This is a genomic window from Vitiosangium sp. GDMCC 1.1324 (assembly GCF_003044305.1).
Taxonomy (GTDB): Bacteria; Myxococcota; Myxococcia; order Myxococcales; family Myxococcaceae; genus Archangium.
The window spans coordinates 67,798-79,936 of sequence record NZ_PZOX01000029.1 but is presented as its reverse complement, the minus strand read 5'-3'; the positions used below and the strand labels follow the sequence as shown (position 1 = coordinate 79,936).

Sequence of the window (12,139 nt, the reverse complement as noted above, 5' to 3'; positions counted from 1 at the left end):
GGGGAGTAGGGGCTCGTCAGGAGGGGAGGGGATGCGAACGATGAGGGGTGACGTCCGAGGTCAAGCCCTGTCATGCCATCTCTCCCGTTGTTTCCCGAGTCTCCGTCCCCGTTGAGCGCGAAGGCCCTGGTGGTGCACGAGCGCCTGTGCGCGGTGTACGGCTGTCCCATCCCTTTCTTCCGCGCGCAGGATCCGCTGAGCGAGCTCGTCTCGGCGCTGCTGAGCCACCGCACGCGCAACGCCTCCACGGGAGCGGCCTTCCGCCAGCTCCGAGCCCGCTTTCCCACCTGGGAGGAGGTGCGCGATGCCCCGTGCGAACGGGTCCAGGAGACCATCGCGGCGGTGACATGGCCGGAGCAGAAGGCACCGCGCATCCAGCAGGTGCTCAGGCGGATCACCGAGTTCCGGAGCGGAGACCTGTCACTGGACTTCCTCGGGGAGCTGCCCGTGCGTGAGGCGCGTGACTGGCTGGAGCACCTGCCCGGGGTGGGGCCGAAGACGAGCGCCGCGACCCTGCTGTTCAGCCGCCTGAGGATGTCCGCGCTGCCGGTGGACAGCCATCACCACCGGGTGGCGGTGCGGCTGGGGCTGATTCCCGAGACCACACCCGTGGGGCCCGCGCATCGTCTGCTCGAGGCGCAGTTACCACCGGACTGGGACGCACAGCGCATCTATGACAACCACGAAGCGCTGATGCTGCACGGGCAGCGGTGCTGCTTCTTCCGGGAACCTGCGTGCCAGCGGTGCGCCGTGCTCGACCTGTGCCCCACGGGGCAGGCCCGGCTGACCGCCCTCGAGGGTTCGAATTCCGTCGAGAGATACTGACGCTGAAGGCTTTCTGTCTTTCGTTGTCATGTCGTGCTTCTTGGAATTTTGGAATTCGAAAAGCAGGCCCAACTCCAGGGTCATGTCAGTCCTTGGTGGTATGTGTTGAATCAGAGACAAGCCATCCCCCCATTGTGACTTGTCTCTCGCGCTGCGGAACGGCGTGTCACCCCTCAGCAACAACCACATCATCGAGAATCAACAACATGAAAGACACCTGGAATCGTCTCGGCACCAAGTGGTGCTCGGGTTTGCTGTGCACTGCCCTGGTTGCGGGATGCACGAGCCCGGAAGACACATCCGATGTGGAAATCCCATCCAAGGTCAAGGCCGCGGTCTCATCGGTGCGCGTTGGCATGACCTGGACGGTGTTGGGCCAGCAGAACGGTTATGTCCACGTGGGAGGAGACTCGCAGAGTAATGCCTATACAGGCGACACCTCTGTCACCGAGTTCCGCTCCCTCCTGTGCGTGCTGGTGGATGACCGCGCGGCTCCCACTGGCATTTCCTTCGACTCCCAGAATGGATGGCTGAGCGGAGAAGTCCGTGCAACGCCTCCCACCCCGGGTCTGTTGCTCACGTCCCAGCAGCAGGGGGATGCCATGTGCGCCGACAATTTCGGGTCTGGCTGGCGCATGGCCGAGTTCCACGACGGACGCTATGGCAGCAACTTTTTGTTTCCCAGTGGATGGTCTTTCTGGGGCACGGGCCAGATCCCGGCCGGGACCCGGTTCTGGGTGGCCATCAACAATCAGCCGGCCAACCCGTGGAACTCCGCGGGAGACATGCCCACCGACGTGAAGTTCATCCCCTCGGAGGCGCCGGTTCCGGGGCAGTTCGTCGTGATGTTCAGCGAGAGCACGCCGTCGGATCAGGTGGCCACCCTGGCCAACAGCCTCCTGGCGGCCTATGGCGGAACCCTCATCGACGTGCTTCCCGCGGTGCAGATGTTCACCTTCTCGGGCTCGGACGCGCAGGCTCAAAGCATGAGCCTGGATTCGCGGGTGGAGTCCGTGGAGCAGGACTCCTACGGTCAGGAGCTCATCGCCTGGCATCTGGACCGGGTGGATCAGCGCACCAAGGAGCCGAACCAACGCTTCACCGCCAGCAACAACGGCTCGGGGGTCAATATCTACGTGCTCGACACGGGCTTCCGCCGCTCGCACCAGGAGTTCGGCGGCCGGGCTTCACAGGCGGTGGATTTCATTCGCTTCGCCGGCCAGCGGGATGACTGCAATGGTCATGGGACCGCGGTCGGAAGCATGGCGGGTGGAGCGACCCTGGGCGTGGCTCCGGGCGCGAATCTCATCTCCGTGCGTATCGCCGGTTGCCGGGCCAACGCCTACAACCCGGCCATTTCCGTGTTCAGCTCGACCGTCGTGGCCGGCCTGGACTGGGTGGCGCGGTTCCACACCAAGCCCGCCGTCGCGAACGTCAGCTACGGCTTCCCTCCAGGCTTCTGGCGCCGCTGGTTCAGCCGGCCCTCGCCCATGGATCGTGCGGCGCGCGCGGCGGTGCGGGCGGGCGTCACGGTGATTGCCGCGGCTGGAAACGAGAGCCGGAACGCGGACCGCTCGAGCCCTGCACGGGATAGCTCTGTCATTTCCGTCAGCGCCACGGATTCCGCTGATAAGCGGGCGTCGTTCGCCAACTACGGCAAGGTCGACCTCTTCGCGCCGGGGTACAGCATGGAGGTCGCATGGCTGGACAGCGACACGCAGACCCAAACCCAGAACGGCACCTCCTTCTCCGCGCCGCTGGTCGCAGGGGCCGCCGCTGTCTATCTCCACGATCATCCCACGGCCAGCCCCTCCGAGGTCCGCAATGCGCTCCTGAGCAACGCGACGCCGAACGTGGTGAGCAACGCGGGCTCGGGCTCCGCCAACCGGTTGCTGTACGTGAGAGCTTCGCTGCCGGCCACCCATGCGGGCATGACCTGGGTGTCTCGTCAGCAGCGCGCGGACGACGTGGTCCTGGTGGGCAATGACGGCCAGACCAACGCCTACACCGGTGACACACCGGCGACGACGGCTCTGCCGATGCTCTGCCTGCTCGTCGACAACAGCCCCGTTCCCTCGGGAATCACTCCCAGCTTCAATCCGGGTTGGGTGCGAGGCCAGGTTCAGAGCACCTCGGCCATTGCCGGGGCGGATCTCACCAGCCGCGCCGAGGCGGATCGCCTCTGCGCCGGGAACTTCGGGACGGGCTGGCGGATGGCGGAGTTCCACGATGGCCGGTATGGCTCGGACCTCTCCACCTCGGGTGGGTGGAGCTACTGGGCCAACGGAAAAATTCCTGTCGGCACGCGCTTCTGGGTCGCCATTTCTGATCAGCCGGCCAATCCTTGGGGTCAGTAGGCATTCGCGATAGGTACTTCTGAAACGGACAGCCTGGCACTCGGGTTCGAGATGCCAGGCTGTCTTTGTCTCTGCGGAGCGCGGACTAGGGGCCGCTGCCCCCGATGTCGGTGGACTCCAGCACCTGGTGCCCGGAGATCTTCACCTGCGTGCGGAAGCGCACCTTGTAGAAGAAGACACCGCCCGTGCCCGCGAACTCGAGCTGCGTGGGCTGCCGCTCACAGGGCGTGTCCGCGTAGGCGAAATCAATCTGGAAGCTGTCGAGCATGGAAGGCAGCTCGGACGGCGACAGGCGCATGGAGATGAGCTGGGCCGTCCTCGGATCCACCACCGCCGTGCCCCTCATCCGCTTCTTGTCCGCCTTGCGCGGGGTGATCTTCACCGTGACCAATCCCTCGCGCGGACCGGCGGACTGCTCGAACTGGTATTCGTCCCGGACCTTGGGGTGGAAGGGCGAGACCCGCCCGCGCGGATCTTCGTTCTGCTTCTGATCCTGTGGCTCCGCCTTGAGCTGACTGAGCAGCTCTCCCTCTTCCTTCTCGGAGAGCTTCTTGCGCGACACCACGTTCGTCCCCGCGCGGATGACTTCGTAGCTGCGCGTCAGCCGCCCCTTGATGTTCCCTTCCTTGTCCAGTTGCTCCGTCACCGAGTTCTCCACGAACCGGCAGGCGGGAATGGCCAGCTTCTTCTCCTCGGCGTCACCGAGCCGGTCGAGAAGGGATTGCAGGGACACCTCCGCGTGGGCGGAGGTGGCGGAGAGCAACAAGAGCATGGAGAGGGGGCGCATGGCGCACCAACCTAGTCATTTCCCGACCCATACTCAGAGTCACAGCCCCGCAACTGAAATGCACTGCACAGAAGAGGGCCCGGGGCGGCGGCCGGACGCTCGTTCTTCTCGGAGGGCGAGAATGCGTTGCGGATTAGACCGGTGGTTTGTACCATCGGTCTATGCCACTCGAACGGTTCTACAAGCTTCCCGAGGCCCGGCGCGCCGAGCTGCTGCGCATCGCGCTGGATGAGTTCTCGGAGAAGGGGATCGAGGGGGCCTCGCTCAATGCGATCCTCGCGAAGGCGGGCCTGAGCAAGGGGGCCTACTACTATTACTTCGTGGACAAGGAGGACCTCTTCGCCGCCGCCGCGGAGGACCTGTACGACCGTCTGGAGGCGCAGCTCCCGCCGCTCATGCCCCAGTCACCGGTGAGCGCCGAGGACTTCTGGCCGAGCGTCGAGCAGACCTTCTCCGCCTGGCTGGTGGCGGCCTCCCGGTTCCCCGAGCTGCTCGGAGCGTTCCGCCAGCTCAGCCTGCAATTGCGCGCGAGCCCGAGGTTGGCCCCGATGCTGCTTCGCCGTCAGGAGGAGCAGTTCCGCTCGGCCATCCAGCTGGGCCGCAAGCTCGGTTGTGTGCGCACGGATCTGCCGGTCGACCTCCTGGTCTCGCTGGTGATGGCGAGCGACTCCGTGCTCGACCAGTCGCTCGTCACCAGCCGCAAGACATTGAGTGAGGCCATTCTGCGCAAGCACGCGCGGCTGGTGTTCGACACCTACCAGCGCCTGCTGCGCCCTTGATTGCCGGGCGTGCGATTGAACCGCGCGCTCGAACCGAAGGAGGAATGAACATGAAGGTGCTCATCTCGGGAGGTGGAATCGGCGGCTTCGCGCTCGCGCGGCTTCTCCGTGACGCGGGCCATGACTGCCTGGTGATCGAGCGGGCGCGTGAGTTCCGGCCGCTGGGTCACTTCATCGCGTTGAAGGCCGAGGGCGTGGCCATGCTCGACCGGCTCGGGGTGCGTGGAGACTGCGAGGCCCGCGCGATTCCGCTCTCGGGCCGGTTGCGGTTCCGCACGCAGGGAGGGCAGCTCCTCCGCACCGAGCACATGGCCGCCCTGAACGCGGGGTTGGGGGGCTTCCTCCCGATGCGGCGGGCCGATCTCCACGACGTGCTCTACCTACGCGTGCGCAATGATGTCGATGTCCGCTTCGGGACCGAGGTCGCCGACTTCCGCGAGGAACCCGGGCGTGTGACCGTGACACTCTCCGATGGCCGCGAGGAGTGGGGGGACGTGCTGATTGGCGCCGATGGTGTCCACTCGAAGCTGCGCAAGCGGCTCTTCGGTGAGAGCGGAGAGCGCCTGCTCGGAGGCAGCTATGTCGCCATCGACATCGAGATGGCGCATGGGCTCGAGGTCGGGGAGATCTCGGCGTATCTCGGCCGCGGCAAGATGGTGGGGTTGCTCCCGAGCGCGCCGGGGCGCCTCTCGGCGATCGTGTACCACGGTGGGGAGAGCCTCCGGCCGAAGCTCCAGGGCGCGGGCTCCACGCGAGCGTTCTTCGCCCGTGAGTACAACGCGTTCGCCCCGGTGGTGCGCACCGCCTTCGCGGAGATCGACGACCAGAGCTTCGTGTTCGTCGACGACATCAAGATGATCTGCCTCGACTCCATCGTGCGAGGGAGGGTCGGCCTGCTGGGTGACGCCGCCGCGTGCCCCACGTTCCTGTCGGGGATGGGGAGCGCCTTCGCACTCCAGAGCGCCGCCCTGCTGACCGAGGCGCTGTGTGCCACCTCCGATGCGCAGGACGCGCTCGCGGCCTATGCGGCCCGTGTGCAACCCATCGCCGCGCGGCTCCAGCGCAATGCCCGGTGGAGCGGGTCGATGATCCTCGGACGGAACCGGGCGCTGGTCGCGGTCCGAGACTCGTTCCTCGCGCTCACGCCTCGCGGCTGGATGATGGAGGGGATGCGCAACTTCTACGGCGCGCGCCGTGAGGGGGTGCAGGCCGCGTGACGCATCTTCCCGGCCAGGCCAGGGCTGGAGTCCTCCGAGAGGTCTCGGTGGTGCCCAGCCCCGGCCGGGACCGGCAGGGGTCTACTTCGCCTTCTTCTTCTGCACCGGGGCGCCCGGGACCGGGAAGCCACGCTTGCGCATCAGCGCGTCGATGCCCGCGTCCTTGCCGCGGAAGGCGCGGTAGCCCTCGGCCGGATCCACCGTGTTGCCCACGGAGAAGATGTTCTTGCTCAGCCGGGCGGCCACGTCCCGGTCGTACGGGCCCTTGCCCTCGGTGAAGGCCTCGAAGGCGTCGGCCGTGAGGGTGTCCGACCACAGGTAGCTGTAGTAGCCCGCCGAGTACCCGTCACCCGCGAAGACGTGACCGAACTGCGGCGTGCGGTGCCGCATGACGATCTCCTTCGGCATGCCGAGCGCTCCCAGCGTGTCGCGCTCGAACGCGTCCGGATCGATCGGCTTGGCCCCCGCCAGGTGCAGCTTCATGTCCACCAGGGCGCTCGACAGGTACTCGACCGTGGAGAAGCCCTCGTTGAAGGTGTCCGCCTTCTTGATCTTCGCCACCAGCTCCGCCGGGATGGGCTTGCCCGTCTGGTAGTGCACCGCGTACGTGTTCAGCACCTCGGGCGTGGAGAGCCAGTGCTCCAGCAGCTGCGAGGGGAACTCCACGTAGTCACGCGCCACGGACGTGCCCGAGAGCGTCGGGTACGTCACGTTGGAGCTCAGGCCGTGCAGCGCGTGGCCGAACTCGTGGAACAGGGTGGAGGCATCGTCCCAGCTGATCAGGACCGGCTCTCCCGGCTTGCCCTTCACGAAGTTGGAGTTGTTGGAGACGATGGTGGTGATCTCCCCCTTGAAGCGCTCCTGGTTCCGGTAGGCGTTCATCCACGCGCCGGAGCGCTTCCCGGGCCGGGCGTAGGGGTCGAAGTACCACAGGCCGATGTGCCGGCCGCTGGCCTTGTCCTTCACCTCCCAGACGCGGACATCGGGGTGGTAGACCGGCACGTCGCTCACGGGCGTGAACGAGAAGCCGAACAGCTCGCCCGCGACCCAGAACATCCCCTCGCGCAGCTTCTCCAGTTGCAGGTACGGCTTCACCTCGTTCTGGTCGAGGTCGTACTTCGCCTTGCGGACCTTCTCGGCGTAGTAGCGGTAGTCCCAGGGCTCGATCTTCAGCTTCGCGCCTTCCTTGTTGGCGATCGCCTGCATGTCGGCGACCTCCTCCCGGACCCGGGCCACGGCGGGAGTCCAGACGGCCTCCATCAACGCCATGGCGCGCTCGGGCGTCTTGGCCATGGTGTTCTCCAGCCGCCAATGGGCGTGGGTCTCGTAGCCCAGCAACTTCGCCCGCTCGGCGCGCAGCCCGAGGATCTCCGTGATGAGCTTGTTGTTGTCGTGGGCGTCGCCGTTGTCGCCGCGGTTGACGTAGTTGCGCCAGACCTTCTCCCGCAGCTCCCGCCGGGACGAGTAGGTCAGGAACGGCTCCATGGAGGAGCGCGTGTTGGTGATGACCCACTTGCCCGGCTTGCCACGAGCCTCGGCCGCGGCTGCCGCACCGGCGCGGACGGACTCGGGCAGGCCGGCGAGGTCGGCCTCCGACTCGAGGACGACGAGGTAGCTCTCCTCGTCGGCCAGCACGTTCTGGCTGAAGTCGGTGTAGAGCGAGGCGAGGCGCTGGTTGATCTCCCCCAGGCGCTTCTTCGCCGCCGCGTCGAGCTTCGCGCCCGAGCGGACGAAGTTGGTGTAGTGGACCCAGACCAGGCGCTGCTGCTCGGGGGTCAGCTTCACCTTGTCGGGCGAGTTGTAGACCGCCTCGATGCGCTGGAAGAGCTTCTCGTTCTGGGTGATCTCATCGGCGAAGGCGGCGAGCTTCGGCGCCATCTCCCGCTCGACGGCCTGGAACTCGGGCCCGTTCATGGACGAGCTCCAGATGCCGAACAGCGTGCTCACGTCACCGTAGCGCCGGCCGGTGTCTTCCAGCGCGGCGATGGTGTTCTCGAAGGTGGGAGCGGCCGGGTTGTTGGCGATCGCGGCGATCTCCCGGCGGTTCTCCTCGATCGACGCCTCGAGCGCGGGCTTGAAGTGCTCGACCTTGACCTGGGCGAAGGGAGGCACGCCGCCGTAGGGGCCAGACCACGTGGCGAGCAGCGGATTCGCCGCCGGGGTGGGGGTCTGGGTGGGCGCTGTGGACGCGGTGGGCTGGGTGTCAGCCGTCGCGCGGACCTCCTGCGAGGTCGTCGCGCACGAGGCGGACACGAGTGCCGCCACGCCCGCGCCTGTGAAGAGCAGCTTGCGCATGAAGTGATGTCTCCAGTCGGGATGGGTGTTGCAGGGGGCGGAGCCTAGCGGGAAGCACCCGGGTGTCGAATGACCGAATCTCCCAGCTCCCACGAGCGAGCCTGCTCCAACGCGAGCCCAAGACGACGCGGCCGGGCTTGGTTGACTAGGGGAGAGGGCAATGCAACGCGGGTCTATCTGTTCAATGGGAGAAACTGGCGCGCGGCCTCGCATGTACCCGGCTCGCATTGGTGCCATCCTTGGCTGGTCTGCTCCGCGTAGGCGGCGCCCTGCTGGCCCGCCTGCTTGCCCCTCCTCGTGGAGTGCGGGCATTGTCGCGGTGCGTCAACGAACCTTGACGACTTTGACGCAATGCGTTATCTCTTCGGCCATCTGGTAGTTGAAGAGGAGAGCGAACATGGCGAAGAGCAAGGCGGCGAAGTCCGAGGCAGTGACCCAGGAGACCGAGACCCAGGTGAAGGCCGAGCCGGTGCAGGCTGAGGCGAAGGCGGAGACGCCGGCTGCCGAGCCGGTGAAGGCCGAGGCGGCGAAGGTGGAGACGCCGGCTGCCGAGCCGGTGCAGGCCGAGGCGGCGAAGGTGGAGACGCCGGCTGCCGAGCCGGTGCAGGCCGAGGCGGCGAAGGTGGAGACGCCGGTGGTGGAGAAGGTGGCCGAGGCGGTGAAGGCCGAGGCGGCGAAGGCCGAGGCGGCGGTGACGGAGGCCGCTGGCCAGGTGACGTCCTTTGTGAAGGGACGCCTGGAGCAGGCGCAGAAGCAGTTCGGACAGCTCGAGGCGGAGGCGCAGAAGGCGCTGCAGACGCTGGTGACGAAGGGCCGTGAGTCCGGCCGCGAGGTGCTGCAGCGGCGCGTGAACGAGCTGCGCGAGAAGCCGGCGGTGCAGGAGCTGCAGAAGAAGGCGACGTGGGTGGGTGGCGAGGTGCGCCAGCGCCTCACGGGGCTGCAGGGCCGGATGGTGAAGGTGGTGGGCGGCGTGGCGAGCCAGTCGCAGGTGCAGGCCATCAACCAGGAGCTGGATCGTCTGACGCGCAAGCTCGACGAGCTGCTCTCCCCCAAGAAGCCCGAGCAGCAGCCGCAGCAGGAAGCGCCCAAGGCGTAATCAGATCGCAGTGCGAGGTTCCGGATGTCTCATGAAGAAACGGCGCGAGGGGCCTGGTTGCCTCCCCTCGCGCCGCGGACTTCAGGCCTGGAACCGGACGGCTACTGGGTGATGTTCACCGCGGTGTCGTCGATGAAGAAGCTCGTGGCCAGCGAGGAGTCCTCCACGCCCTTGAAGTAGACGCGGATGGTCTGGCCCTTGTACGCGCTCAGGTCGAAGGACTTCTGCACGTAGCCCGTGCTCGCGTTCACGTTGCTGTAGGTGCCCAGGGTGGCCAGCGCCGTGCCCGAGCTGTTCTGCACCTGCACCGTGAGCGTGTCGTACGCCGTGGAGCCGGTCTCGGAGGTGGTGATCTTCAGCCAGAAGCTGAAGTTGGCGCTGCAGGCCGTGGAGGGGATGGTGATCTGCTGGTACAGCGTGTCGGTGTGGGTCGTGGCGTAACCATCCAGATAGGCCTTATAGGTGCCGGTGCGCGGCGCGCTGCCCGACGTGGTGCCGTCGATGACGCCCGAGGTGGCCGTCCAGCTCACGTTGCCGCTCTCGAAGCCGGGGTTGGCCAGCAGCTGTGAGGAGGTGCCGCAGGTGCCACCACCGCCACCGCCCGTGGTGTAGCTGCCCACGAGCTGCACGCCGGAGTAGGCCGAGTAGCCGTTGAGCATCGCGTAGTACGTACCCGTGCTCGGGGCGGCGACGGTGCAGGTCTCCGCGTTGCCGGACAGGTAGGGACGGCAGTCGTACGTGGTGGTGGTGGGGACCGCGTTGAACTTCACGTACAGGTCCGCGTCACCGGTGCCGCCGCTCATGGCGAACTGGAGGTTGGTAGCGCCCGAGGGCACGGCCAGGGAGAAGCACTGCTGGCCGCCGGTGGCGCCGGAGAGGCCGGTCTTCGCCACGCCATTGGTGAGCACCGTCGGCGTCGTGCAGCCCGCGGGAGGCGTGGTGGTGCCGCCCACGCCCACCGCCGTCCAGGCCGCGGTGACGGAGGCCGCCTCGGTGGCGCCATAGAGCGTGGTGGCCTTCTGCTCGGTGCAGGTCTTCGCGTCCGCGAAGGTGGAGCCCGCGGTGAGGCAGTTGGTGTTGGCCTCGTAGAAGATGTGGCCGGCGTGGTCCACGCCGATGCCCGTCACGGTGTTGGTCGACTTGCCGCGCGGGTGCGTGCCGCCCTTGGAGAGCAGCGTGAAGGCCAGGTTGGCGATGCCTGAGCTGTAGTGCACGTCCTTGCTGCCAGCGGTGCTGGTCCAGAAGTCCAGCGAGGTGCCATCCTTGGCGGGGTCGTACATGTAGCGGAGCGCGTCGTTCGGGGTGGCCGGGGTCCAGATGTCGTCGCCCACCATGAACACCGCGTCGGTGGTGGCCCAGGTGCCCGAGGCGTAGCTCTCGCAGTAGGCGCCGAAGATGTCGCTCATCGCCTCGTTGAGGCCGCCGGACTCACCCGAGTAGGTGAGGTTGGACGTGCGCTCGGTCACCGCGTGGGTGAGCTCGTGCGTGGTCACGTCCGCGGACAGACCGAGCATGCCCGAGTTCACGCCATCGCCGTCGCCGTACACCATCTGGGTTCCGTCCCAGTAGGCGTTCACGTAGTTGCTGCTGTAGTGCACCGAGCTCTTCAGCTGCGCGCCCGCGTTGTCGAACGAGTCGCGGCCGAAGTTGTTCTTGTAGCAGTCGTACGTGCCACCCAGCTTGAGATAGTTCTGGTCGACGTGGGTGTCGCCCGAGGCGGCGCCGCCCTCGCTGCGCTTGAGGGTGCCGGGCAGCGAGGTGCCGTTGTTGGCGCTGTAGACCACGCGGTTGAGGGCCGAGTGGATGAGGGGGTTGCGGTCCACGATCGAGCCGCCGTGGGCATCCACGTAGACCAGGTCCTTCACGGGAACGCCCGCGCGCTCGCCGCCGGCCACGGTCACCTCGTAGGCCAGATACAGGCGGTGATCCTGGGTGGAGCGGACATAGACGAGCTGGGGCGTGCCCTGCACGGAGCTGCCGGAGAGGGCGGCCTCCGCGCGGGCCACGGCCAGCGCGGCCTCCGCGCCCACGTTCGGGGTGGCGGACAGGGAGGAGCCGTCACGCGCGCTGCCGTTGGCGGCGAAGATGGCGCCGTCCTTGTTCACGTGCACCAGCAGCTCGGCGCCGCGCACCGGCAGGCCGTTCTTGGTCTGGCTGTAGCGGAAGTAGTTGTTGCCGGAGCGATCCTGGCTGACATTCTTGAGGACGAGGTCCGCCGTATTGAGGCGGAACAGCCGCGCCACGCCGGGCAGGGCCTTCTTCAGACTTGCATCCGCGGTGGTCGCCGCGAGGCCTTGCAGTTGCTGATCCGCCTTGCCGAGGTTGCCCCGGAAGAAGGTCGGCATGCCGTCATCCGCGACGTTCAGCACTTCCACGCTGGAGAGCTCGTCTGCGGCCGCCTGGATGTCACCGGCCTCGACCTTGGGACCCGTCTCCTCGGTGCCAGGGTTGGGAATGTTGCCGCAGGCGGACGCGGAGAGCGCCAGTCCTGCGACTGTCAGTGTTTTGATGAACTTGCGAGCCAAAATGATACCTCCCGTGAAACGCAACAGGTTCAAGGCGGAATCATTGTCTCATAATTTTAGACTGGAGTTGCCAAAAAAGCGCGAGGCACACGTTTTTCTGTTTCGGTGCTGATATTGGTGATGAAAGGGGTTTGAAAGCGTTTGCGTGTCTGGTGTCTGGATGTGAGGCATTCCGCCCCGCATGCCGTGTGTGTCATTGGGCCGTGTGAGGCATTCCGCCCCGTGGGCCTGGAGCTGGACGCGGTGCGTGAGGAATTC

8 protein-coding genes are annotated in these 12,139 nt (G+C 66.7%); 5 read left to right on the top strand and 3 right to left on the bottom strand.

Going from position 1 to position 12,139, the window contains the following annotated elements; all coding sequences use genetic code 11:
- The first annotated feature begins 72 nt into the window (after positions 1-72).
- Both nth and DAT35_RS50320 read left to right on the top strand, forming a co-directional pair.
- The gene (gene nth, locus DAT35_RS50325) at positions 73-825 is read left to right on the top strand and encodes an endonuclease III (protein ID WP_108076625.1); all 753 of its coding nucleotides are present in this window, start codon (positions 73-75) and stop codon (positions 823-825) included.
- Between the two features lie 356 nt (positions 826-1,181).
- Entirely contained in the window at positions 1,182-3,182 is a 2,001-nt protein-coding gene (locus DAT35_RS50320; protein ID WP_158502218.1) for a S8 family peptidase, read from the top strand.
- An 85-nt stretch (positions 3,183-3,267) separates the two neighbouring features.
- Here the strand turns inward: DAT35_RS50320 and DAT35_RS50315 are convergent, their stop codons facing one another.
- Positions 3,268-3,969: a hypothetical protein gene (locus DAT35_RS50315; protein ID WP_108076623.1), complete on the bottom strand. Its 702-nt coding sequence runs from the start codon at positions 3,967-3,969 to the stop codon at positions 3,268-3,270.
- Positions 3,970-4,130: 161 nt separating this feature from the next.
- Here DAT35_RS50315 and DAT35_RS50310 point away from each other — a divergent pair, with 161 nt between their 5' ends.
- Positions 4,131-4,748: a TetR/AcrR family transcriptional regulator gene (locus DAT35_RS50310; protein WP_108076622.1), complete on the top strand. Its 618-nt coding sequence runs from the start codon at positions 4,131-4,133 to the stop codon at positions 4,746-4,748.
- A gap of 50 nt (positions 4,749-4,798) precedes the next feature.
- Positions 4,799-5,965 carry an NAD(P)/FAD-dependent oxidoreductase gene (locus DAT35_RS50305; RefSeq protein WP_158502217.1) on the top strand — a complete coding sequence of 389 codons (1,167 nt, stop codon included), beginning with the start codon at positions 4,799-4,801 and terminating at the stop codon, positions 5,963-5,965.
- A gap of 81 nt (positions 5,966-6,046) precedes the next feature.
- On the opposite strand, the gene DAT35_RS50300 is transcribed toward DAT35_RS50305, so the two are convergent.
- The gene (locus DAT35_RS50300) at positions 6,047-8,260 is read right to left on the bottom strand and encodes a M3 family metallopeptidase (protein WP_108076620.1); all 2,214 of its coding nucleotides are present in this window, start codon (positions 8,258-8,260) and stop codon (positions 6,047-6,049) included.
- A gap of 397 nt (positions 8,261-8,657) precedes the next feature.
- Here DAT35_RS50300 and DAT35_RS61540 point away from each other — a divergent pair, with 397 nt between their 5' ends.
- The gene (locus DAT35_RS61540; RefSeq protein ID WP_233262188.1) at positions 8,658-9,356 is read left to right on the top strand and encodes a hypothetical protein; all 699 of its coding nucleotides are present in this window, start codon (positions 8,658-8,660) and stop codon (positions 9,354-9,356) included.
- A 101-nt stretch (positions 9,357-9,457) separates the two neighbouring features.
- Here DAT35_RS61540 and DAT35_RS50290 read toward each other — a convergent pair whose 3' ends face one another.
- Entirely contained in the window at positions 9,458-11,881 is a 2,424-nt protein-coding gene (locus tag DAT35_RS50290; RefSeq protein ID WP_108076709.1) for a M4 family metallopeptidase, read from the bottom strand.
- Positions 11,882-12,139 lie beyond the last annotated feature (258 nt).